This window comes from Sporosarcina sp. Y838, from assembly GCF_056786515.1.
In genome coordinates, this window is sequence record NZ_JBXCJD010000004.1 from 315,799 (window position 1) to 339,164 (window position 23,366).

Sequence of the window (23,366 nt, forward strand, 5' to 3'; positions counted from 1 at the left end):
TGTCAAAAAGGAGCACGTCCTCCTGCCTATTACAGACCAGTGCTTTCGCATTATCCAATTGATGTTCATTCAAAACCCATCACCCCCTCAACTTCGGATCGAGCGCGTCTTGCATACCGTCACCTAGGACGTTAAATGCAAACATCGTCATTGAAATGAAAAATGCCGGGAAGAACAAACGCCACCAGTGACCCGACAAAATAACTGGAAGTGCATCGTTCGCCATGACGCCCCAACTTGCAAATGGAACTTGAATGCCGAGTCCGAGGAAGCTTAGGAAAGCCTCCGCAAATATGGCACTTGGTACAGTAAGTGTCATCTGGACGATAATTGGACCCATTGTATTTGGCAATAAATTTTTCCGAATGATCCTCGGAGTCTTCGCCCCAAACGATTTCGAAGCAGTAACAAATTCATAATTTTTAATTTGGAGGACTTGTCCCCTCACGATACGGGCCATTCCGACCCAGCCTGTGATGGTTAGTGCAATGATGATTGTCGTCAAACTCGCACCCATCACAACCATCAATAAGATAACAACAAGCAAATGCGGCAACCCATAAAGTATTTCAATAATGCGCATCATAAGTGTGTCGGTTCGCCCGCCTTTATACCCACTAATGCCTCCATAGATAATGCCTATGAAGAAATCGATTAAGGCTGCCATGACTCCTACGAATAGCGAAATACGTGCGCCATACCATGTACGGGTAAAGACATCACGCCCCGCTTCATCTGTTCCAAACCAATGTTCAGCAGAAGGTGCTTTATTCTGATTCGGATAATCTGTTCCCGTCACAGAATGTGGTGAGAGTAACGGCCCAAATAGTGCACACAACGTTAAGACGATAAGAAAAATAAGTCCCGCCATCGCTAGTTTGTTTTTTCGCAAGCGGTGCCAGGCATCTTTCCAATAGGATAATGATGGTCTTATGACTGATTCTTGTTTACCCGCGTCCTTCTCCTTTGGTCTGAACCACTCATCCGGAACGACTACCCTTTCTTCTCGCTGCACCATTACACATCACCATCCTTCCTGTGAAGTTTAATGCGCGGATCTAGGAAGCCGTAAACGATGTCAACGAGGAACAGCATAAAGACGAGAAATGCGCTGTAGAAAACGGTAGATCCCATAATAACTGGGTAATCTCGATTATTAATACTTTCAACGAAATATTTACCCATTCCCGGTATCGCAAAAATTTTCTCAATGACAAATGTCCCTGTTAATATACCTGCAAGCATCGTTCCCATTATCGTGACAACTGGTAAAAGTGCATTACGCAGTGCGTGACGCACAACGATGCGAAACGTTGAAAGTCCCTTCGCGCGTGCCATCTTCATATAGTCTTGCGTCAGAACTTCTAGCATGCTTGCCCTAGTTAGCCTTGCGATGATTGCAGTCGGGCCTGTTGCCAGTGCCAATGTTGGCAATATCATATGAAGAGGGCTACTCCACGTCGCCGGCGGCAACAATTGCCATGTGACGGCGACTTGCTGGATTAATAGTGTAGCAAGTACGAAGTTCGGAACGGATATTCCTATAACAGCAAACGTCATAGCCATATAATCAATAAACCCGTTATGCCGCAGAGCAGCAAATGTACCAAGAATGATGCCCGATACAACCGCGACCAAAATGGTGATCATCCCAAGCTCAAATGATATTGGGAATCCCCTTGCTAGTAAGCTGTTAACGGACTCATTCGGTTTCTTTATGGACGGCCCAAAATCAAATGTCGCAATTGACTTTAAATAATACACATATTGAACGCCAACTGGCTGATCAAGCTTATAGAATTTTTCAAGATTTTCCTGGATTGTTGGATTCGACGTCCTTTCTTCATCGAATGGCGATCCAGGTATCGCATGCATGAGGAAAAAGGTCAATGTTGCAATGATAAGTATCGTAGCAATCATCATGAAGAAGCGTTTTACTATGTACACCGCCATGCGTTATCCCCCCACCCTACTTATCTATCAAATCTAAATATTCTATTAATTAGTTACCTGTAATTGTAACATTTTTTGGTTTAATTGCAATAACTCTCCAAAATAAAAACCGCTACCTGGAATAATCCAGGTAACGGTTTTTGATTTGCAATTATTCGCTTACACCCATTTCGAACAGGCGAATTTCAGATGCCGGATCGATAGAGTAGTTAACAATGCGCTTGTTAACACCCATTAGAGAGTAACGGTAAACAGTTGGTGCTACAGGAACGTCTTCAACCATAAGCGCTTGCCATTGATTGTAGATGTCTTTACGGAACTCAGTGTCAAATGACTTTTCTGATGTACCAGCTGCAAGAAGCTCGTCGTTCTTTTCGCTCGTATAACGCGTGTAGTTGAACGCTGCAGTTCTGCCGTATAGACCTTCAGGATCCGGATCTGTTCCAGTTCCCCATGCAGCTTGATAAATATCAATTTTAGGATCATCAAGTTCTACCATATCGTAGAATGAGTTGAATTCATGTAGACGACCGTCTAGAAGTTGTACCTTAATACCTACGTCACCCCAGTTTTGAATATAGAATTGTGCAATTGGTTCTGCCGTTTCTCCGCCTTCCATTGAAGCGAAGTTAAGAACGAATTCTTTACCTTCTGGATCTTCACGGAAACCGTCGCTGTCAGTGTCAACGTATCCAGCTTCGTCAAGAAGTGCTTTTGCTTTTTCAGGATCATATGAGCGTCCTTCGATGCTCGCATCGTGGAAGCTTGCGAATACAGGTATAATCAGGCTTGTTGCAGGGAAACGAAGACCGTGGTAAAGTTCTTTACCAATTGTTTCGTTATCCATTGCATGCCACATTGCTTGACGTACTAGTTTGTTAGATAGTTTTGCGTTAGGATCAGTGATGTTTTCTTTCTTAGCTGCATCCCATTTACCAAGTTTGAAACCGATATATGTGTATGCAGTGTCAACTTTTGCAAGAAGTTCGATGTTATCGAGTCCTTTTGCCACCTCGTATTGATCAACCGGAATCTCTGCATAATCGATTTCACCTTTTTTAAGTGACTCAATTACTGATGCAGAGCTTACTACTTTAAGATCGATTGATTTTAGTGCTGGTTTACCTCTCCAGTACTCATCATAGCGTTCGAAAAGAACTGATTCGCCCGGAATAACTTTTGTAACTTTGTATGGTCCGAAACCAATCGGCTTCGTTCGGATTTTTTCAGATGCTACGATTTCGTCAAGTGAAGCGATATCGCCTAGATAGTGTCTAGGTGTTGGCGAAGACCAGAAACCTGAGAGAAGTGATGGTGTAGCTTCTGTGAATGTAACCGCAATTGTTTTATCGTCTTTTACTTCAATACCAGAAATTTTGTCAGTTTTACCTTCATGATACTCAGGCATACCTGCTACGTTTTCAATCATGAACGTGTAGCGTTCTCCTGTGTAATCAGGATGACCAAGAAGTTCATATGAGTATAGAAGGTCATCTGCTTTTACAGGCTCACCATCATGCCATTTAACGCCATCTTTGATAGTAACGGTAATTGTTTTGTTGTCATCAGAGATTGTATAGTCTGCTGCACCGTTGTTCGTGATCAAATAGTCACCGTCAACGTCTAAAAGATCTTCGTCAAAGAATTCGATTATATCAAAGTCTGGAGCTCCAGAGTAGAATACGCGGTTCAATGTACCTTCAAATGGCGTATCGGATACAAGACCAAATGTTACTTCACCGTCTTCTACAACTGTCCCAGTGTTTGAAACATCAAGTGGGAATACGAGTTCTCCGCTTTCATCAGCAGGCTCTTCTTCTTTTCCGTCCTCTGTTTTTGTTCCTTCTTTGCCTTCGTCTTTACCTTTGTCGCCATCTGTGCTTTTTTCACCTGCACATGCAGCTAAAAACATGCTGAGAACAAGCATCAGACCAACGAGTAGCATAAGTTTCTTTTTTACCAATTGTATTACCTCCCCTTTTTTTAAGCTAATCTTTGCCTTGCGTCGGACGCACGTTTAACCGCTTGCCCAACATAATTTATACACAGCATCATTACTAAAATCAGTAATGCTGCGGGTAACCATATCCACCACTTATTTTGCACAACATCCGGATTTACCGCATAGCTGATTAGAGAGCCGAGAGAAGGCGTTCCTGCCGGCAGTCCAAATCCTAGGAATGTAAGACCTGTCTCTAATCCGATATTCCCCGCAAGTGTCAGTGTCATATTAACTATGACAAGTGAACTCAGGTTGGGAAAAAGCTCGAAAAACATAATTCTCCAACTCGGGGTACCTAATGTCTTAGAAGCATTGATATAATCAAGTTCCCTTTCAGCAAGTCCTCTAGAGCGAATTAGACGTGCTTTACCAAACCAAGCGAATGCGCTCATGATTAAGATGAAATTGAAAATCGTATATTTTGGAACAATAACTACGAAAACAATGATGATCATAAGTGACGGCAATACCATTAGGAAGTCAATGATACGCATAATGATATTGTCGACGAGCCCTCCGTAGAAGCCTGAAATCAGACCAACCGTCAATCCAAAAACACCTGCTATTAAAGTTACACTTAAACCAATTGTAAAAGAGTTCCTTGTCCCTAGCAGTAGCTGGCTGAGCACATCTCGTCCGCCATCATCCGTCCCAAGCCAATTGGCTGCAGATGGTGCTTTCCAGTTGTTAAAGAAGTTAACGCGAGTCATCGCTACTTGGTCAATGAATAATGGAGATGTATAGGCGGCCAACAGAATGATCGTTAGTAAGATTAGTGAACCCAAGGCCATCTTGTCGTTCTTTATTTCACGCCAGATTGTTTTCAAAAATGAAGGATTATTCAATTTTTCTTTTGCCATTAGTTCTTTTTCATTTAAGACTACCACTCGTTTCCCCTCCTCATCTTTTCTCTTCATTTTCATCAGTCAATACGGATACGTGGATCGACAATGCTGAGGATAATATCCGATAGCATCGTCCCGACAATTGCAGCTGCGCCTGAAATCATGACAAGAGCTGTAACCACCGTAAAGTCACGTCCCAAGACCGACTCTATGAAAAGTTTTCCGAGTCCGGGATAACTGAAAATCATTTCGATGAAGATTGAACCGGCAATAAGACCAGTAATTTCATAGCCCAGAAATGCCGCAATCGGTAGCAAAGAGTTGCGTAAGATATGACGCGTATACACTTTACCTTCCGGAACCCCTTTAGCACGGGCAGTCTTGACGAAATCTTTCAACTTTGTATCGATAATATCGTTACGTAAGTATTGGATGGTCCCGAACGTCATAAGTAATGCACCTGACATGACGGGTAAAACGAGGTGCTCCACTTTACTGACGATATATTCCCACGATCCTGCCTCAGCCCGTATGTCGACACTGCCACCGATTGGAAACCAACCTAATATGAAGCTGAATAAAAACAGCATTAATAACGCAAAAACGAATAGCGGTGTTGCAAATGCGAAGTAATTATACGTGACAATGATTTTATCCGCCCACGTATCTGTCCATCTCCCAGCAATAATGCCAAGTGGAATAGCAATTATATACGTGACAATTAATGTACCTATTGCTAACAGCAGTGTATTGGCAACTCTCCCGGCAAGTAATGTCGTGACCGGTTGTTTGTGCGTATATGACTGACCTAGGTCACCCTGAACCGCATTTCCAATCCATGTTCCATATTGAACATACCAAGGATCATTAAGACCAAGTTTTTCACGAATCTTCTCTATTTGTTCTGGCGTTGCATCCGGGTTGCCCTGAAAGGCACTCGTTACCGCATCGCCCGGCATTGCTTTTGCAAGCAAAAAGATTATTAAGCTGAGAAGGATTAGTTGCGGAATCATGATTAACGTTCTTCTAAGAATAAATGTCAGCATCTTTTCATAATCTCCTTTACTGCAATGCAACGGAATGCGTATCGGAAACCCTCTTCAGATCGAACATCCGTCCATCTTTATCGAAATAACTATCATAGTTTGCCCGGTATTCTTCGTTAATGGACTTACGAAGATTCGTTTTCTCAAATCGCTTTTCCGGGTTCATTTCCGGAATTGCTGCAATTAGTCTTTTCGTGTATAAGTGCTGAGGATTATTGTAGACATCAGCCGCCGTACCTTCTTCAACAAAACGACCTTTATACATGATTCCGATACGGTCACACATATGCTGTATGATGCCCAAGTCATGCGATATGAACAAGTACGTCAGATTAAATTCTTTTTGGATTTCCTGCATGAAGTTCAAAACCTGTGCCTGAACCGATACATCCAGTGCTGAAACAGGTTCATCTGCAATAATCAATTTCGGATTCAATGTCAGTGCTCGCGCGATACCAATACGCTGCCTTTGCCCACCGGAAAATTGGTGGGGGTATTTGTAAATCGACTCCGGATTCAATCCAACTCGTTCAATTAGCGCTTGAACCTTTTTCAATTCTTCACCAGGTGACATGCGTTCATAATTCCGTAGCGGTTCAGCAATTATACTCAAGACATTCTTCCGTCCATTCAGTGATGAATACGGATCCTGGAAAATCATTTGAATATCTTTTGTATGTATTCTTTTTTCTGAACGTCTCAGTTTTGCAAGGTCATTTCCTTCGAACAAAATTTCCCCGCTTGTTGCATTATTTAGTCCTATAATTGCTCGTCCAGTTGTCGTCTTACCACAACCAGACTCACCCACAAGACCGTATGTTTCACCTGGTTGCAAGTCAAAACTTACACCGTCAACTGCTCTTACTTGATCGACGACACGACGGAGAAAACCACCACGAATTGGATAATGTACTTTTAAGTTATTGACTCTAAGTAATGACATAATTCACTTCTCCTAATCTCTCCTCTGGGAAGTGGAAGTTTTTGTAGCAACTGCAACGAACGAAATGTCCTGGCAGTGCTTCATTTAGTTTGGGATTCACTTCATGCTCTTCCTTAGCCACCCATTGAATTCTTGGGGCAAACCTGCAACCTTCACGGTCCAAATTTTGTATAGAAGGCACGATTCCTTCGATAACGTGAAGTTTCGCCTTCGCTTCCATATTCGCAGGAATTGAATTTAGCAGTGAGCGTGTATAGGGATGCAACGGATTAGCGAATAGCTCACGAACCTCCGCAATTTCCACTATTTCTCCGGCATACATAACCGCTACACGGTCAGCCATTTCAGCTACGACACCCAGGTCATGCGTAATTAGGATAATGCCTGATTTGATTTGGTTTTGAAGTTCCTTCATGAGATCCATGATTTGCGCTTGAATCGTTACGTCCAAAGCAGTCGTAGGCTCATCCGCAATTAGAACAACTGGATCACAAGCTAACGCAATCGCAATGACGACACGTTGTCTCATACCACCAGACAATTCATGTGGGTATTGCTTATAAACGCGTTGTTCATTCTTAATACCTACACGGTTCAGAAGATCAAGAACACGTTTCTTTTTAGCCGCAGACGAAAGATTCATGTGATAATCCATAGGTTCTTCAATCTGTCTGCCAATTGTCGCCAACGGATTGAGTGCAGTCATCGGATCTTGGAAAATCATTCCTATGTCTTTGCCTCGGACTTTGTTCAACTTGCGCGCTGTCAGATTCAAAAGATTCTGATCTTTGAAGTTAACTTGCCCCTCAAGTTTCGTCGTTTTCTTATTATGAAGACCCATAATGGAAAGGGCTAATGCACTTTTTCCGCAACCCGACTCTCCTACAATTGCGACCACTTCATTCTCATGGACTGTTAAGGAAACATCATCAACCGCTGCATAGTAATCACCCTTAATTTTAAACGAGGTGCGGAGATGTTCAATTTCCAATACTGGATTTCCCAAGAAAACTTCCTCCTTACATAACGTAAACTTATGAAAAATGAAAAATGAATAGTAAATTTTCTGATATTTAATTGCTTGCCCCAATATACTACAGAAAAATCTAGTTGACAATACTATTTTATTAGAATACTAAATACACGAAATATTTCACATGTGACAAATATATTACAAACGCCGATATGAAAGCGTTTCCAAGTCCGAAATACTTTTTAAGTTTTTTTTGGATTTATATTCTTTTTCTGTCTAAAATACAAAAAGGATTCCATCCCTTTTGGGTGAAATCCTTTTTTGGTAAACATATAGTGTTAGTGATTTTGCATGTCTATTGATCAACCATTTGCTTGCCTAAAATGCTGGACAGTCGGGCTTGAAAACCGGAACTTTCACCGAGGGGCAAGTGTGGTAAATAATTACCTGCCACGTTCCTACAATATTCAAGTGAAAAATGCAGTTGCTCTGAAAGTAAAGAATAGATGACTTTCTATAGAGATTGTAAGTGCTAGAAGATGAATTTTCGGGCACATAAGCACGTCGTACATTGTATTCTCTGCTTTAATCTATAAGAAAGTGACACTTCCTTAAACTAAAAATAGACTCTCCAGCGCAGGTACGACTTCGTGGTAGCCGAAGCGATAAGACTGATGGAGGGATGCAGTTCAATCCGTCCCTGCTCTTCTTTCCGGCTTAGCGCGGGAGGCATCCCAACAATCGACAATTCTCTCTAGCAGAACTCACTAGTTCACGCATAATTTATTCATTTGAGAATAATATTTCATCAAGTAATTATTCATTTATCCCCTAGAAGAGTACTATGCTTTTTATGTCGATTGCGGATAAATACTTATATATATACACATTTTACAATAATAATAAATGTCGCAAATTCAAGTTCCTACTATATAAATAGTGGTCTTCCATTCTTCTAATCGTTTCCAATTCAACTGTTTGTTGAATTGGACGCAGTAGATGCAACCATTGCCGCAATCGTAGCAGCCATCACTGCTTGCTGTGCCTGTATTATCAATTCGACAGATGTTGCAAGCCTAATACATGCTTCTTCTGCACTCTCAGTTAACTTATGCATACCATATCCAATAGCGATGGATAGTGCCATCTCTCGATTCCATTTGAACGGTTTTGATTCCTCTAATGTATGCGTCAGTTCGACGATATTCATCAATTCGGGATCATCCACCTCAAAGACTGTCAGGAAACCAATCATCGGATAATGAACTGGCCGCACTTTCGTATTCCGTTTAAAAAGTGAGAGTACTTCCGCAGCTCTGGCTACCAGTTTTGGATCGTATTCAATTTGTATATATGTCATAACCTGGGATAGCCATTGCAGTTCATTCCCAGAACGGAAACCTTCCGTTTTCAAGGCATCATAATATACGCGCATTGACTTGGCGTGCTCAGTTGGATCAGCACCCCTTTTTCCAAGTAAGACCGCATACGCATAGTCGTCATCCGATGTTAGAAAGAAATGTTGTTTTTTTATAGCATCATAAAGTCGTTTTGCTTGGCGAGCTTCATTTTCATAAAGTTCAGGATTGTCCGTCAAAAGAAGTGCAGCCAGATAAGAATGGATCGTATTGCGAAAACCTAGGCCTTTTAAGGCTTGCTGTTTCGCAAATAACCGATCGGCTTCTTTATCGATATCTGCACCAGGCTGATCCAGAAATGCGGCCATCATCGGAAGGAGATTGCCACGCAGCGGTGATAGCCAGCCGGCTCTACTCTTAAGTGTATCCATCACACGGCTTAAACTTGCGGCATCAAATTCCCTCTCAGATGTAACGTAATACGATGTAATTGTCAGTACGACGTTTTTATCCACCGTCCAACCTGCCAACGACTTCACTTTTTCATATGTCGTTTCGACTTCTTCTCTAATCACAAACGCATCCATTAAACACATCTCCTTTTATATATGTACGCTTGTCCCTCCGAAAGGTTTCACAAAACTTGGCAAATCCATTACAAGTTGCTATGCTTTTTTTAATATCTATAGAATCGGGTGGTATCAATGGCAGAGTTCGAAGCTATTCAACAAACACATTCATTCCAATCAAAAGAATCATTAAAAGTGCAACTCAACGCCTTAGGCATCATATCAGGTGATCACCTCATAGTCCACTCATCACTAAAATCGATGGGTTGGATTGCGGGAGGTGCACAAGCTGTGGTTGAGGCACTGATAGAAACTGTAACTCGTTCCGGAACGATTGTCATGCCCGCACAGTCAGGCGATAATTCCGATCCGTCTTACTGGATGCTGCCTCCTGTTCCTCAAGCCTGGCACGAGCCCATTCGTCAATCCATTCCCGCTTTCGACAAGCATCTAACTCCTTTGCGTGAAATGGGGAAAATTGCAGACTGCTTACATCGTCATCCGGAAACTATCCGTAGCCCTCATCCCGCTCATTCGTTCATAGCATGGGGGAAAAACGCAATGGAATGGATGAATGAACACCCGATTGGTGATTCATTCGGGATGAGTTCTCCCCTCGGCACTATGCTGGACACAGATGTAAAAGTCGTCATGATTGGTGTAAGTTACGAATCTTGTACAGCTCTTCACCTGTCCGAGTATTTGGCTCCCGGCCTTACAGCTTTCCCACAAGGCGCTGCCATCATTCAAAATGGAGAACGAATTTGGGCAACTTTCGATATGGCGGATGTCGATTCCGACCTTTTCCCTGAATTGGGTCGTGCATTTGAGGAGATGAATCCCGATGCCGTGCTAGACGGATATTTAGGGCAAGCCTCTTGCAAAATCATCAACATGAAACCACTCATCGATTTCGGGACTGAATGGGTAACAGATAGAAGAAAGTCCGGAGGGGTATGCGTATAAAAGAGCAAATTTTAATAGTCATAAATGCCCTTCTCTACGCAGTACTCCGCGTTGAGAAGGGCATTTTTTCAGCTAAATATTTCTTTTTTCGACGCTTTCACCAACGCCTCCACTGCTGCAAAATCATTGCGATGCATTGCATCCACAATAGCGCTTCCGACAATAACGCCATCGGCCAATGCACCAATTTTTTGAACTTGTTCAGGTGTTGAAATACCGAAACCTGCAAGTACAGGTACTGGACTTACTGCTTTCAATTGTTCTATATGCATCGCAAGGTCTTCACTAAATCCATTGCGTACCCCTGTAGTTCCATTTATCGTCACTGCATAAACGAAACCTTCAGCAACCGCTGTTATTTTTTGAATGCGTTCAGGCGGACTCGTTAATGAAACGAGTGGAACGAGTGCAATTTCACAATCTGTCAGTTCTTGGCGCAACAACCCACTTTCCTCATAAGGTAAGTCAGGTATAATAAGTCCACTGATGCCGCTATCTCGGCAATCCTTCGCAAATTGAGCAACGCCATAGCTTAAAACCGGGTTCAAATAAGTCATAAAAACGAGTGGTACTGTAACCTCATCTTTGAATGAAAGAAGTTCTTTCAATACCTTACGAAGCGTTACCCCTTTAGCAAGGGCACGTTTACCCGCTTCTTGTATGACGGGGCCATCTGCGACAGGATCTGAAAATGGAATACCAAGTTCAATTGCGGTCACGCCCGTTTCTTGTAGAAATAAAATCGTTTTCTTTAGTGTTTCAAGCCCGTCGTCGCCCGCCATGATGTAGGGTACGAACGCTTTATCGCCGTGACTTATACAATCAGTAATCGCATTTGTTAAATCGTGCTTAGTCATTCAGGCCACCTCCTAAAACATCGCGTACCGTTTGGACGTCTTTATCGCCACGGCCTGAAAGACAAACGACAAGTATCTCTTCTCCGCTCATACTGCCCGCTAGCTCAACTGCGTATTGAACCGCATGTGCACTTTCAAGCGCCGGAATAATACCTTCCACTTTCGCCAATAGCTGTAACCCTTCCAGTGCACCTGCGTCTGTCACGGATGTGTAAGTTACGCGTCCAATATCGTGTAAATGGCTATGTTCCGGACCAACAGCTGGATAATCGAGACCCGCTGAAATGGAATGCGCTTCCTGGATAATTCCATCATCATCTTGCAACACATACATATATGCTCCGTGTAGCACGCCTTCTTTTCCATCCGCAATTGCAGCCGCGTGAAGTCCCGTTTCTATACCGCTTCCCGCCGCTTCTACTCCGTACAAAGCAACTTCTTCATCGTCAATAAATGGATGGAATATGCCAATTGAATTGCTCCCACCGCCGATGCATGCAACAATTGCGTCTGGTAGTCGCCCTTCTTTCTCCACAATTTGTTGCCTCGTCTCCACTCCAATAACACGCTGGAAATCACGAACAATTCTCGGGAAAGGATGTGGACCTAGAGCTGAACCTAAAATGTAATGCGTATCCTCTACGTTCGCTACCCAATAACGAAGCGCCTCGTTAACCGCATCTTTCAGTGTACCTGATCCTTGATCGACCGATACAACTGTTGCTCCAAGTAATTCCATGCGAAAGACATTTAACTCCTGCCTTCTGATATCTTCTTTTCCCATGAAAATAATACATTCTAGACCAAACAAAGCGCATACTGTCGCCGTGGCTACTCCGTGTTGACCTGCCCCAGTTTCTGCTACAATCTTCTTTTTACCCATGCGCATTGCGAGAAGTGCCTGCCCAACTGAATTATTAATTTTATGTGCTCCTGTATGGTTTAAATCTTCGCGTTTGAGATAAATCTTCGCGCCGCCTGCCACTTTTGTGAGCCTCTCTGCAAAATAGAGCGGCGTCTCGCGTCCCACGAAGTCTTTTAAGTAATAATTTACTTCGTTGGCGAAAGCAGGATCTGCAACTGCTTCATCATAGGCTTTTTCCAACTCAATTAATGCTGTCATTAGTGTTTCGGGGACGAACTGCCCGCCGAACCTGCCATACCGCCCCGCGTTTTCGGTTTGTGCTGTATCCATTTCTTTTACCATTGTTCATCTCTCCTCTATTTAACCGCTTTAATGAATGCGCGAATCAAGTTCTCATCTTTTCTGCCTGCACTTTCTACCCCGCTCGAAACGTCCACCATATATGGCTTCACCAATTCAATCGCTTGTGCAACATTGTCTACGTTCAATCCCCCAGCCAGTATAACTTTATCCTGCGGTACACCTACGTCTTTCATAAGTTGCCAGTCGAACGTTATTCCGCTGCCGCCTTTAAAATCAGTGCCAGGTGTATCAAACAAAAAATAGTCCGTGTCATACTGTCCACTTTGCTTCACGTCTTCACTACTGTGGACTGCTAATACTTTAATGGAAGGAAGTCGAACCGAATCTATAAATGCAGTGTCTTCATTTCCATGAAACTGTACATAATCTAGCGGTACTTCCCTGTATGTTCGTTCAACTTCTTCTCGAGATGCATTGACGAACACGCCAATTTTCAATACCCCTGGCGGAATATCCTTTGCCAACTCTTGCGCTTTTTCGATTGTCACTTGACGGCTACTGGGTGCAAAGACAAAGCCGATTGCATCTGCTCCAGCGTCAACCGCTGTCTTTACATGTACTTGTTCCATTAATCCGCAAATCTTAACTTTTGTCATCTGACTACCTTTGGCAATGCCACTTGAAGTGACTTCAGAGCTACAGCAACTTCACCGCTACGCATAAGCGACTCACCAACGAGAACTGCACTTGCACCAGTTCCCGCAACGAAAAGTGCATCTTCCGGTTCCCAAATCCCGCTTTCGCTGATTAAGACACGCTCTTCTTCAAAAGGAAAAATAGCTGCAATTTCTTCCGTTCTCTTGAGATCTACAGTAAATGTTCGGAGATCTCTATTATTAACGCCTATCAGTTTTGCATTTACCGCAAGCGCACGTTTCAACTCCGCTTCATCATGTACTTCTACCAGTACTTCCAAGCCAGATGCCAGCGCATAAGCATGGAAGTTAGTAAGTTCTTCGTTAGTAAGGGCCGCAACAATTAGCAGGATAACAGATGCTCCGGCATTTTTTGCACGGTCAATCTGCACCGGATCTACGATGAAATCCTTGCATAACAAGGGAATAGGAACATTGTCCGCGACTGCTGTTAAGTCTTCAAACGAACCTTTGAAAAAGTGACTATCTGTCAAAACTGAAATGCATGCTGCACCTGCATTGTAATAGGCAATTGCTTGTGCAACGGGATCTGCACCTTCCGCGATAAGCCCTTTCGATGGAGAAGCTCGTTTCATCTCTGCCATAATCTGCAGATGCTCAGATTTATATAACTTATCGAATAACGAAGGTCGTGATGGTCGCGCTTCTTGCACCACCTCTTGCTCTGCTAACATGCTTAGCACTTCACGCCTTTTCTCGAGTAGAATCGTGTCCAGAATTGTCATCTCGCCACCGCCTTTGCGCCTATTTTTTCGCTAAATGTTACAACAGCCTCTAGTTTCTCCAGTGCCTTTCCGGATAAAATACTATCCGTCGCCTGGTTAACGCCCTCTTGAATTGTTTCTGCTTGCCCGTTTGCGAATAATCCGATGCCAGCGTTGAACACGACCGTATCGAAGTGAGGACCGCGTCGTCCATTGAATATCGCTCGAATCGTTGCTGCATTTTCCTTTGCATCCCCTCCGCGTATTGCGGAAATCGGTGCAGGGGTGAGACCCACATCCTCCGCTGTCAGTGAAAATGGAATTAGGTCGCCTTTATCGAGCAGTACAAACGTATTTTGCCCCGCAAGTGATGCTTCGTCCATGCCGCCCGCTCCCGATACAACGATGGACCGCTCTCTGCCCAGCATGCGCAAAACGGATGCATATTCCATCGTGAAGTCCGGTCTGTTAATGCCCGTGAACTGTGTTTTCAACGGGATTGGATTTGTCAGAGGCCCTACAAGATTGAAGATGGTCGGCTTGCCTATTTTTTGTCGAATTTCACCGATTCGTTTCATTTTCGGATGAACGTTTGGTGCATATAAGAACGTAATTCTTTCTTGTCGAAGCAATTCAATGGTCTCATCTATGCTAAATTTCGTATGAACGCCAAGTGCTTCCAATACATCAGAGCTTCCTGCCGCACTTGAAATTTTCCGATTGCCATGTTTGGCGATTGAAACGCCTGCGCCCGCTAGTACAAAGGCAGATGCTGTACTGATATTGAAACTGTTTGAGCCATCTCCGCCAGTTCCGCAGTTATCCATAAATGTTTCCCGTGGAACATTTACTTGAAGCGCGAACGAACTCATGACCTCGGCAAGAGCCGCCAATTCATGTGCTGTTTCCTCTTTAAGTGACAATGCTACAAGGAAATCAATGACGTCCTGTGAATCCGTTTGCTCATTAAACATCAACTTCGAAGCCTCTAGCATTTCTTCGTACATCAAATGCTCGCCCATTTCTACTCTTTTAACAAAACTTCTCATCTCAATCTCTCCTCTACTCTGCTAAGCTCTTTCTCACACACAATTCACTAGCGGCCTATTTTACGACATCTAATAATGATTTGGCTTTATTGGCTGTTTCCATAAATTCAGTTGTCGGTTCTGATGCTTGCACAATTCCTGCGCCCGCCTGGACATATGCTTTTCCATCCTTGACCACCATCGTTCGAATCGTCAATGCAAAGTCCATATTTCCATTAAATCCAATGTAGCCGATTGCCCCACCGTAAATGCCCCGGTCCATCTTCTCCAATTCATCAATCAATTCCATCGCCCTTTTTTTCGGTGTACCCGTTACTGTACCCGCTGGAAGACAAGCCGTTAATGCATCCAGCGAATGAAGCACCGGCGACAATGTCCCTTCCGCTTCCGATACAATGTGCATGACATGTTCGTAACGGACGATTTCCTGATAACTTGTGACTTTAACAGAATCCGCTAGGCATACTTTCTCCAAATCATTCTTTCCAAGTTCGACAAGCATATCGTGTTCTGCAAGTTCTTTCGGATCCGCCAACAATTCTTTTTCAAGTGCCTTATCTTCTGCTTTATCTACACCGCGTCGACGTGTTCCGGCAATTGGATTTGTCGTTACTTGACCGTTTGCCACGCGAACCAAACTTTCCGGTGACGTCCCCACGACGACATGATCATCAAATTCCATGTAATACATATAAGGCGAAGGATTGCGCTTTCTAAGCTTTCGATAAAGTGAAAACGGATCGCCATTGAAATCAGCTACTAATCGCCTTGACAGTACAACTTGTTCCACTTCGCCCGCTTCGATATACCCTTTTGCGTCGCGTACCATATCTTCAAACTGTTGCTGCGTTACGCTACAGTTATAGTCGGATATTGAAAAGGTAGACTCTTCCTTTTCAGGACCCTTCAACATACTGTTCGCCAGTGCGTCCAAATCGGGGGCACTTTGTTCCGGATTAATTTCCGTATGCAACAATGTCACTTCATTCGATACATGGTCGAAGATAATAATCGTTTCATAAATATTGAAATTGACATCCGGGAATCCCATATCGTCATGGGAACGCGTCGCACTATCGGAACCTGCACCGTAACCAACGTAGCCAACTGCGCCACCCGTGAAAGGGAAATCGAAATCATCCGTAATTCTCGGCATCAATCGTTTCAACAGAACAAACAAATCACCCTCGTGCACATATTTCTTACCCGTCTTGTAAACGTGCTCGTTCAGCTTGCCATCTCTTCCGCTATAAGACTTCAGCGGATCCATCCCTAGAAAAGAATAGCGCCCGGACCCCTCGTGCTTCGAAGAGCTTTCCAGTAAAAATTTCCGCTGCCCCTGCATTCTTCTGAAAATGGATATCGGCGTTAACGAATCCCCATTTAATGTTTTCATTGTTGTCCTTAAACTCGTCTGTTCTCTACTCATCTCTACTCATCTCTCCTCTTTTTTGAAAATAAAAAAGTCCCCTGCAAAAGGACAGATTAGTCCGATTGCAGAGGACGGAATTTACCGCGTTGCCACCTCTAATTGAAGTATTTCTACTTCCACTTAGCGTGTCTAATAGACACATCCCGTAACGTGGGATCTCACGTCCTAGTTGAAAAAGCGGTTCAACTAGGCTCTCATAAGTCCATTCACACTGGCCGCGAATCAGTTTTCACCACCCACTGACTCTCTATAATCGCGTACCCGTGCTACTCTTCTTATTCATCAATTTCTCAGCTATTCTCGTCTCGTCTGTCGTGGGCGGCACCGCTATCGGAACCTTCTGCCCGTCTCTTAAAAAAAATGTTAATCCAATCGTATTATGGATTCACCTAATTGTCAACCTTTTCAGTAAAGTAATATATTTTGTTAGATTTGTTGATTAAGAAATTATTGGCATAAAGCGCTAGAGAAAAAAGATTGAAAATCGGTATTTTCACTGGACTATTTCCGGCCCGCTTTCGGCGGATTAATCATGACACTTTAACCGATAGGCAAGTATGGCAATAAGTGACTCCGTCACTTATTGCCATACTCTTCGGGATAATCCTGTTATGAATAATCACCTGTCGCGTTCCTACAATACTCAATTGAAAAATGCTGTTGCTTTGAAAGAAAAGAATAGATGAGCTTCTATAGGGATGTAAGTGCCCGAAGATGTAATTTCGGGCACTCTTGCACGTTGTAGATAGTGTTCTCTGCATTACTTATAAGAAAGTGACACTTCCTTAAAATTAAAATAGAGAAACTATGGTAGAGGGTTTAAGCGGTCAAAATTTCATCTATGGCCGCTTCTCACCATGCGAGAAGCGAGCTATTCTATCGTTCAGAAAAGCTTCAGCACTACTTGTGGCTATGTCTTTGGAGAGCGACGGATGAACAACTACCATACGATTATCGAAAAAAATAAGTAGGGATGCGATGAAATCGCATCCCTACTTAGTAAGACATCACGATAATGGCATGGAAATTGTTTGATTCAAAGCAATCCAATAGCAACTATACAAGTAGTGCCCAGTGTGTAATCTTATTTACTGGTTATTTTAGTTAAACAACAAACGTCCTATTCTATTTCTTTATTCACGATATGGTTCATTTAGTTGTTTGATTCCCAATGCGGTATACTAGTTCTAATAAACAAAGCAGGTGATTCCAATGAGAATTAATAAATATTTGAGTGAAGCGGGAATCGTATCCCGACGAGGCGCAGATAAATGGATAGAGGATGGGCGTATCACAATCAACGGGCAACTCGCCGAGCTCGGCAGTAAAGTCGGAGATAGCGATGAAGTCCGGGCAGACGGAAAAATTGTGAAGACGGAACAACAGCTCGTCTATCTTGCACTCAACAAACCCATCGGCATTACAAGTACCACAGAACGTCATATTAAAGGAAATGTTGTTGATTTCGTCAATCATCCACTCCGTGTTTTCCATATCGGACGGCTCGATAAAGATTCAGATGGACTTCTCCTTTTGACTAATGACGGTGATATCGTCAATGAAATCTTGCGTGAAGAGAATGGCCATGAAAAAGAATATATCGTCACTGTGGATCTACCGATTACGAAAGACTTCATTCACCAGATGCAGTCAGGCGTTGCCATTTTAGATACGGTTACTAAACCGTGTAAAGTGAAGCAACTGGGTCCGCGTAAATTCAACATGACTTTAACGCAAGGAATGAATCGCCAAATCCGCCGTATGTGTTCCGCACTTGGATACAATGTACGCAAGTTACAGCGGACACGCATTATGAACATTCACCTTGGTGACTTGCCGAATGGACATTGGCGTGACTTGACTGAGGACGAACTGTCAGAAATGTTTAAGATGCTGAACTACGAACCGAAAAGATAACGTGAAAAAAAGCTGTTCACCGCCTGATATACCTAGGCGAGGGACAGCTTTTTCTCTACAACTTTAAACGTCAACCATTTCTAAAAACTGGCGTGTCCGTTCGTTGGTGGAATGGTTGAAAAAGGTATCTGGATCAGCATTTTCAATGATACAACCTTCATCTAGCATAATAATGCGGTCTGCCACTTCCTTGGCAAACTTCATTTCATGAGTGACTACGACCATTGTCATCCCTTCGTTTGCCAAGTCTTTCATTACTTGAAGAACCTCTCCTACGAGTTCAGGGTCAAGTGCTGAAGTCGGTTCGTCAAACAAAAGTGCTTTGGGTTCCATTGCAAGTGCTCGTGCAATAGCTACACGTTGCTTTTGACCGCCTGACAATTTGCTTGGATAGACGTCTGCTTTATCCAACAATCCAACTTTTTTTAATATGATACGGGCCTTTTTTTCTGCCTGTTCCTTCTTCATCTTTTTAACAATGATTGGTGCCTCCGTAATGTTTTCAAGCACTGTTTTATGTGGAAAGAGATTAAAATGCTGGAATACCATTCCTATTTCAGCACGCACGTTTGATAAATCATCTTTCTTTAGATTGACGTGACGCCCATCAATTGCAATTTCACCTTCGTTGGGTATTTCAAGAAAGTTCAAACAGCGAAGCAACGTACTTTTACCAGAGCCGCTGACTCCAATAAGTACGACCACTTCCCCGGCTTCCACGTCAAGGTCAATTCCTTTCAGCACTTCAAGATTGCCAAATGACTTGTGGAGGTTTTTCGTGTTAATCATTTAATGTCCTCCTCATATAATGTCAACATCCAGCTTTTTCTCATACCATTTCAGTAGTGCAGTGAAGATCAATACGAGTACGAGATAGTACAATCCAACAACCATAAATGTTTCGAATGGCTGGAATGATGCAGCCGCTTCTCTGTTCGCCAGACCAAACATTTCTGAAACACCGATAACATATACAAGTGATGAATCTTTCATCGTAATGATAAATTGGTTGCCGAGTGGCGGAATGGCACGGCGCAGCGCTTGTGGAAAAATGATTCTGCGCATGGCTTGACGACGATTCATGCCGACTGCGAGACTGGCTTCCTCCTGCCCTCTGTCAATGCCCTGTATAGCGCCACGGAAAATCTCCGCGATATAGGCACCATTATGAATACCCAGCGCGATTGCACCAGCCCAGAAGTTTGAGAGTACAACGATGTTTGTGATTCCATAATAGAGAAACATGATTTGAACAATCAGCGGAGTCCCTCGTATTAAAGTAATATACAGGTTTGCGATTGTCTGTAAAATTTTTGACTTAGATATTTTCATTAAAGCAAAAACAATACCTAACGCAGTACCCAGTACTAGGGCAATTGCTGTAATTTCTAATGTGATAAGGGCTGCTTTCAAAAAGCCCGGGTACGTTCGCATGAATACTTCATAGATTGTTATAAATACCTCTGGCACTAGTTATACCCTCTTTCCTTGATTAAGTTTGTGGAATCATTCATTCTAAAAGCTCCACGCCCTCCAGATCAAGGTCTAACAGGTTTCGATCGAACCATTTCTGTGAGATTTCATCATATGTGCCGTCTTCAATTATTTCTTTAAGTGCTTCATCAATTGCTTCTCTTAATGCATCATTTTCTGGTCGCACAGCGATGGATGGCTGTTCTACCCATAGCGGCTTCCCTACTTCTTTAATTTTAAAATCATTTTTAATGGCTTCAAAGCCGACAATATCAGCTGTGATTACCGCATCGAGGCGACCCGGTATCGTCAAATCTTTCAATGCAACTACGTCACTACTGTAATACTGAATATTGTCCGAAAGGGTTTGCGCGGGTTTTTCATATGTGGATTGAGCCACGACGCCAATCTTTTTGCCCTTCAAATCATCTCCAGATTTAATATCGGTATTATCTGCGGATACAAAAATCATTCCACCCGAGTAATAGTAAGGTTCAGTAAAGTTCGCCTGTTTAGCGCGCTCTTTCGTATAGGCCATTGATCCAATAATTGCGTCGTATTTATTGCCGATTAAACCTTGCAGAATTGTTTCAAATGGATTTGTCACCGGGTTCGGCTTCAAGCCCAACTTTTCCGATATTGCATTTCCAATTTCAATATCAAATCCTGTCAGCTCACCTTTTTCCTCAAAGTTGAATGGCTTATAGAGTCCACTTGCCGCAAAGGTCAAACTCCCTTTTTTCACAAGTTCATAACTTCCGTCGCCTTCACTCACTTCATCTGTTGCATCCTCTTTTGGTGCACATGCAGCTAAAATCAAAACCAACACAGTCATCAATAGAAATAGTGATTTAAACTTCCCCATAGTATAAAATCTCCCCTTTTTATCTCCCTGGTAGTGTACCAGTATTTATTTATAGTCTCTATATCCCTTACCCTACTGTTTCCCTGGTAAACATAAAATATTACAAAAAAACGAACTATTCAAAAATAGTTCGTTATAAGCACTATTGAGATGTAATCACAAGGAATGAGTGCATGTTAGTTCATTTTAATGTTTGACAATGCGACTGCAATTGCATCCAGAACTTCGTAAGTACTCTCGCTTAAATAGTTATTTATCATAATTGAAAAAACCAACTTTTCTCCGTCTGACGCTGTGACAAACCCCGATAAAGCTGTAACCCCATTCAAAGCACCTGTTTTTGCTCGTACATTGCCCTCTGCAGCTGTTCCTATCATACGGTTTCGCAATGTACCGCCAATAAAACGATCCTTATTCCCCGCTACAGGAAGCGCGTTCAGAAATGTCGGATACCAAGATTTGGATTGTACTGTGTGGAGAAGCTCGGATACTTCATTTGCAGTGACGAGGTTTTTATGTGACATGCCGGAACCGTCGCGAAGCAACATATTACTCGAATCGATTCCCATATCCGCAAGAGTGCTGTGCATGACTGCAAGCCCTTTCTCCCAGCTACCTTTGGCGCCAATCACACGACCCATTTCTTTTACCAGTACTTCAGCATGACCGTTATTACTCAATTTCAAGAAGGGGATGAGTAACTCTTTCAGTGGTATTGATTGTCTTGATGCTACTAAAGTGGCTCCCGCAGGAGCTTTTTTTCTATCCAGTTTAGGTGCTTCAGAGAACGTGATGCCTTGTTCTTCAAGTACAGTTTGAAAAACGTTAATAGTATAGTTTGAAGGTTCCCAAACGGATGACCAGGTTCTTGTTTTTTTTGCTCCTACTGGAATCGTTCCTGAAACGACGATTGTGTTCGTGCCATGCCGCCGTTCAACTCGGATGTTTTTCTTACCGCTTTTTTTCACTGTTTGCGTATTGTTAATGACGGTAAGATAAGTATTTGCAGGAACCATGCGCACTTTTCCTGCTTGTCCCGACTTAGTTGTAGGATTTACTTCGATAATCACTGTTCCGGCGTCATAATCATTATTTGGGGATAGCGTCAATGCCGATATTTGTGAACCTGTATAGTACGGTTCATCGGACCAATTTAGGTCTTGAGATAGGCGGTCGGTGTCGAACCAAGTATCGTCTGCATATAAATTCCCTTTGATGGAGCGAATCCCTTTTGCTTTTAACTCAGATGCAAACTTATTTAAACCATCCTTTGTCAGCGTTGGATCACCTTTCCCTTTTAAATAGAGATTCCCGTACAATAGACCGTTCGAAATCCGTCCATCCGTATATAGTTCTGTTTTGAATATGTGATCTTCACCGAGTGTATCAAGCGCTGTTGCACCGGTCAGTAACTTCATGACGGATGCAGGATGAACCCGTGTATCACCGAGATGAGAATAGACAATTTCGCCCGTCGATGCGTTTCGGATACTGATTCCAGTTGTCGCACCTTTTAACCGAGGATCATTCAGGATTTCATCCAGCTTCGGAAATCCATTAGACTCATGAACCTTAACGACGGGGGCTGTGGTATTTTCCAAGGCAACAGTAGTGTTCTCGGTACCTTTGTCACTCTTACTGTTAAATAGCGTTAAAACGGTAACAATCACAACTAAAAGGCCTATTAATTTTAATGTCTGGCTCTTTGTCAACCCCTCTTCACCTCCAGTACATTTAGTAGTTTATACAATGCGTGCATGTAGGTATTTTATTTGCAATACCGGACAAGCCATCCATCAGGACCACATGAAATATTCGTGCCGCGCCATCCTTCCTCAAGAAGTTTTTGTTGCATTTTTGTGTCTTGCATCGGAACGTCTTGCTCCGCTTTCCATTCACTAGCTTTTTCGTGGAGGTGTTTCACGAAAACATAGCGCAACAACCCACCATACTTTTGCTTAAGCGCTGCAATTTCCATCTGTTGCGAAAACTTGTCCTTTAGACTAGCGATATTGAACGGTGCAACGGTTGCACAGACATATTTATATTCATCTTTTTTCAATTGTTCCATCAAAACAATTGCCATTATTTTTTGTAATTGATAGCCGCGATAGCGCGGTGAGACATTCGAAATCTCCTGGTAAATAACGAACTCTAACTCGTTTCGATCAAGACCGACATCAGAACCAAGATGCTCTTCGTCGTCACCCGGTACCAGTAATGCACGAAATGCGACAAGCCACCCATCCGCAAACACCCCTACCATCTTACCGCCGCCAGTCAAAATATATTCATACTCTTTTTCTGACAGCGAAGATAATGAATCTGGATGATCAAGTACTTGTAATACTTCTTTTTGTACATGATAAATGGCCTTAAGGTCTTCCAAATGTAATGCACGTATGAAAAAAGGATGCCCATCTTTTAATAAACCACTATAAAGAACCTCCATATTTTAAGCGCCTCCACTTTCATTATAATTGGATTAAAATGTCAATATGGTATACTATTATTGAAAAATGACTGAATT

The 23,366-nt window shown here is 42.8% G+C and carries 21 protein-coding genes and 1 other annotated feature; of the genes, 2 read left to right on the forward strand and 19 right to left on the reverse strand.

The window, feature by feature from the left end:
• Window positions 1-79: 79 nt before the first annotated feature.
• From AC1TO4_RS08125 to AC1TO4_RS08160, 8 genes are all read right to left on the reverse strand, one after another.
• Window positions 80-1,018: an ABC transporter permease gene (locus AC1TO4_RS08125; RefSeq protein WP_482104898.1), complete on the reverse strand. Its 939-nt coding sequence runs from the start codon at window positions 1,016-1,018 to the stop codon at window positions 80-82.
• The gene (locus tag AC1TO4_RS08130; protein ID WP_482104899.1) at window positions 1,018-1,953 is read right to left on the reverse strand and encodes an ABC transporter permease; all 936 of its coding nucleotides are present in this window, start codon (window positions 1,951-1,953) and stop codon (window positions 1,018-1,020) included. Before AC1TO4_RS08130 ends, AC1TO4_RS08125 begins: the two co-directional genes overlap by 1 nt.
• A 151-nt stretch (window positions 1,954-2,104) precedes the next feature.
• Window positions 2,105-3,916 (reverse strand): oligopeptide ABC transporter substrate-binding protein, encoded by a 1,812-nt coding sequence (opp4A, locus tag AC1TO4_RS08135; RefSeq protein ID WP_482104900.1) that lies wholly within the window; start codon window positions 3,914-3,916, stop codon window positions 2,105-2,107.
• A 20-nt stretch (window positions 3,917-3,936) separates the two neighbouring features.
• Window positions 3,937-4,815: an ABC transporter permease gene (locus AC1TO4_RS08140; protein WP_482104938.1), complete on the reverse strand. Its 879-nt coding sequence runs from the start codon at window positions 4,813-4,815 to the stop codon at window positions 3,937-3,939.
• 62 nt (window positions 4,816-4,877) lie between these two features.
• Complete coding sequence (gene opp4B, locus AC1TO4_RS08145; protein WP_482104901.1) at window positions 4,878-5,846, reverse strand: oligopeptide ABC transporter permease; 969 nt, start codon at window positions 5,844-5,846, stop codon at window positions 4,878-4,880.
• Window positions 5,847-5,862: 16 nt separating this feature from the next.
• Window positions 5,863-6,789, reverse strand: a complete 927-nt coding sequence (locus tag AC1TO4_RS08150) for an ABC transporter ATP-binding protein (protein ID WP_482104902.1) — start codon at window positions 6,787-6,789, stop codon at window positions 5,863-5,865.
• The gene (locus AC1TO4_RS08155) at window positions 6,776-7,795 is read right to left on the reverse strand and encodes an ABC transporter ATP-binding protein (RefSeq protein ID WP_482104903.1); all 1,020 of its coding nucleotides are present in this window, start codon (window positions 7,793-7,795) and stop codon (window positions 6,776-6,778) included. The genes AC1TO4_RS08150 and AC1TO4_RS08155 overlap by 14 nt, the downstream gene beginning before the upstream one ends.
• A gap of 937 nt (window positions 7,796-8,732) precedes the next feature.
• Window positions 8,733-9,707 (reverse strand): DUF4003 family protein, encoded by a 975-nt coding sequence (locus AC1TO4_RS08160; RefSeq protein WP_482102671.1) that lies wholly within the window; start codon window positions 9,705-9,707, stop codon window positions 8,733-8,735.
• 117 nt (window positions 9,708-9,824) lie between these two features.
• Here AC1TO4_RS08160 and AC1TO4_RS08165 point away from each other — a divergent pair, with 117 nt between their 5' ends.
• Entirely contained in the window at window positions 9,825-10,655 is an 831-nt protein-coding gene (locus AC1TO4_RS08165) for an AAC(3) family N-acetyltransferase (protein ID WP_482104904.1), read from the forward strand.
• A gap of 68 nt (window positions 10,656-10,723) precedes the next feature.
• Here the strand turns inward: AC1TO4_RS08165 and trpA are convergent, their stop codons facing one another.
• The 6 genes from trpA to trpE are packed head-to-tail and all read right to left on the reverse strand — an operon-like array spanning window position 10,724 to window position 16,578.
• Window positions 10,724-11,512, reverse strand: a complete 789-nt coding sequence (gene trpA / locus AC1TO4_RS08170; RefSeq protein ID WP_482104905.1) for a tryptophan synthase subunit alpha — start codon at window positions 11,510-11,512, stop codon at window positions 10,724-10,726.
• Complete coding sequence (gene trpB, locus AC1TO4_RS08175; RefSeq protein ID WP_482104906.1) at window positions 11,505-12,719, reverse strand: tryptophan synthase subunit beta; 1,215 nt, start codon at window positions 12,717-12,719, stop codon at window positions 11,505-11,507. The genes trpA and trpB overlap by 8 nt, the downstream gene beginning before the upstream one ends.
• 14 nt (window positions 12,720-12,733) lie before the next feature.
• Window positions 12,734-13,336 carry a phosphoribosylanthranilate isomerase gene (locus tag AC1TO4_RS08180; protein ID WP_482104907.1) on the reverse strand — a complete coding sequence of 201 codons (603 nt, stop codon included), beginning with the start codon at window positions 13,334-13,336 and terminating at the stop codon, window positions 12,734-12,736.
• Window positions 13,333-14,121, reverse strand: coding sequence for an indole-3-glycerol phosphate synthase TrpC (gene trpC, locus AC1TO4_RS08185; protein WP_482104908.1), 789 nt, complete (start codon window positions 14,119-14,121; stop codon window positions 13,333-13,335). The genes AC1TO4_RS08180 and trpC overlap by 4 nt, the downstream gene beginning before the upstream one ends.
• Window positions 14,118-15,149, reverse strand: coding sequence for an anthranilate phosphoribosyltransferase (gene trpD / locus AC1TO4_RS08190; protein ID WP_482104909.1), 1,032 nt, complete (start codon window positions 15,147-15,149; stop codon window positions 14,118-14,120). The genes trpC and trpD overlap by 4 nt, the downstream gene beginning before the upstream one ends.
• A gap of 55 nt (window positions 15,150-15,204) precedes the next feature.
• The gene (gene trpE / locus AC1TO4_RS08195) at window positions 15,205-16,578 is read right to left on the reverse strand and encodes an anthranilate synthase component I (protein ID WP_482104910.1); all 1,374 of its coding nucleotides are present in this window, start codon (window positions 16,576-16,578) and stop codon (window positions 15,205-15,207) included.
• A gap of 67 nt (window positions 16,579-16,645) precedes the next feature.
• Window positions 16,646-16,873, reverse strand: a binding site (T-box leader).
• A 920-nt stretch (window positions 16,874-17,793) separates the two neighbouring features.
• On the opposite strand from trpE, the gene rluF reads away from it, so the two are divergent.
• Window positions 17,794-18,498, forward strand: a complete 705-nt coding sequence (gene rluF, locus AC1TO4_RS08200; protein WP_482104911.1) for a 23S rRNA pseudouridine(2604) synthase RluF — start codon at window positions 17,794-17,796, stop codon at window positions 18,496-18,498.
• Between the two features lie 63 nt (window positions 18,499-18,561).
• On the opposite strand, the gene AC1TO4_RS08205 is transcribed toward rluF, so the two are convergent.
• From AC1TO4_RS08205 to AC1TO4_RS08225, 5 genes are all read right to left on the reverse strand, one after another.
• Window positions 18,562-19,287 carry an amino acid ABC transporter ATP-binding protein gene (locus tag AC1TO4_RS08205; protein ID WP_482104912.1) on the reverse strand — a complete coding sequence of 242 codons (726 nt, stop codon included), beginning with the start codon at window positions 19,285-19,287 and terminating at the stop codon, window positions 18,562-18,564.
• A gap of 12 nt (window positions 19,288-19,299) precedes the next feature.
• A complete protein-coding gene (locus AC1TO4_RS08210; protein WP_482104939.1) occupies window positions 19,300-19,932 on the reverse strand; it encodes an amino acid ABC transporter permease in 633 nt (210 codons plus the stop codon).
• A 76-nt stretch (window positions 19,933-20,008) separates the two neighbouring features.
• Entirely contained in the window at window positions 20,009-20,836 is an 828-nt protein-coding gene (locus tag AC1TO4_RS08215) for a transporter substrate-binding domain-containing protein (protein WP_482104913.1), read from the reverse strand.
• Window positions 20,837-21,012: 176 nt separating this feature from the next.
• Window positions 21,013-22,548: a D-alanyl-D-alanine carboxypeptidase/D-alanyl-D-alanine endopeptidase gene (dacB, locus tag AC1TO4_RS08220; RefSeq protein WP_482104914.1), complete on the reverse strand. Its 1,536-nt coding sequence runs from the start codon at window positions 22,546-22,548 to the stop codon at window positions 21,013-21,015.
• A gap of 56 nt (window positions 22,549-22,604) precedes the next feature.
• The gene (locus tag AC1TO4_RS08225; RefSeq protein ID WP_482104915.1) at window positions 22,605-23,288 is read right to left on the reverse strand and encodes a GNAT family N-acetyltransferase; all 684 of its coding nucleotides are present in this window, start codon (window positions 23,286-23,288) and stop codon (window positions 22,605-22,607) included.
• Window positions 23,289-23,366 lie beyond the last annotated feature (78 nt).

Excerpts from the sequence above, each read along its gene's own strand:
- AC1TO4_RS08125 (WP_482104898.1), bottom strand. The coding sequence starts at position 1,018 with ATGGTGCAGCGAGAAGAAAGGGTAGTCGTTCCGGATGAGTGGTTCAGA.
- AC1TO4_RS08130 (WP_482104899.1), bottom strand. The coding sequence starts at position 1,953 with ATGGCGGTGTACATAGTAAAACGCTTCTTCATGATGATTGCTACGATA.
- AC1TO4_RS08140 (WP_482104938.1), bottom strand. The coding sequence starts at position 4,815 with ATGGCAAAAGAAAAATTGAATAATCCTTCATTTTTGAAAACAATCTGG.
- opp4B (WP_482104901.1), bottom strand. The coding sequence starts at position 5,846 with ATGCTGACATTTATTCTTAGAAGAACGTTAATCATGATTCCGCAACTA.
- AC1TO4_RS08150 (WP_482104902.1), bottom strand. The coding sequence starts at position 6,789 with ATGTCATTACTTAGAGTCAATAACTTAAAAGTACATTATCCAATTCGT.
- AC1TO4_RS08160 (WP_482102671.1), bottom strand. The coding sequence starts at position 9,707 with ATGGATGCGTTTGTGATTAGAGAAGAAGTCGAAACGACATATGAAAAA.
- AC1TO4_RS08165 (WP_482104904.1), top strand. The coding sequence starts at position 9,825 with ATGGCAGAGTTCGAAGCTATTCAACAAACACATTCATTCCAATCAAAA.
- trpA (WP_482104905.1), bottom strand. The coding sequence starts at position 11,512 with ATGACTAAGCACGATTTAACAAATGCGATTACTGATTGTATAAGTCAC.
- trpB (WP_482104906.1), bottom strand. The coding sequence starts at position 12,719 with ATGGTAAAAGAAATGGATACAGCACAAACCGAAAACGCGGGGCGGTAT.
- AC1TO4_RS08180 (WP_482104907.1), bottom strand. The coding sequence starts at position 13,336 with ATGACAAAAGTTAAGATTTGCGGATTAATGGAACAAGTACATGTAAAG.
- trpC (WP_482104908.1), bottom strand. The coding sequence starts at position 14,121 with ATGACAATTCTGGACACGATTCTACTCGAGAAAAGGCGTGAAGTGCTA.
- trpD (WP_482104909.1), bottom strand. The coding sequence starts at position 15,149 with ATGAGAAGTTTTGTTAAAAGAGTAGAAATGGGCGAGCATTTGATGTAC.
- trpE (WP_482104910.1), bottom strand. The coding sequence starts at position 16,578 with ATGAGTAGAGAACAGACGAGTTTAAGGACAACAATGAAAACATTAAAT.
- rluF (WP_482104911.1), top strand. The coding sequence starts at position 17,794 with ATGAGAATTAATAAATATTTGAGTGAAGCGGGAATCGTATCCCGACGA.
- AC1TO4_RS08205 (WP_482104912.1), bottom strand. The coding sequence starts at position 19,287 with ATGATTAACACGAAAAACCTCCACAAGTCATTTGGCAATCTTGAAGTG.
- AC1TO4_RS08210 (WP_482104939.1), bottom strand. The coding sequence starts at position 19,932 with ATGCGAACGTACCCGGGCTTTTTGAAAGCAGCCCTTATCACATTAGAA.
- AC1TO4_RS08215 (WP_482104913.1), bottom strand. The coding sequence starts at position 20,836 with ATGGGGAAGTTTAAATCACTATTTCTATTGATGACTGTGTTGGTTTTG.
- AC1TO4_RS08225 (WP_482104915.1), bottom strand. The coding sequence starts at position 23,288 with ATGGAGGTTCTTTATAGTGGTTTATTAAAAGATGGGCATCCTTTTTTC.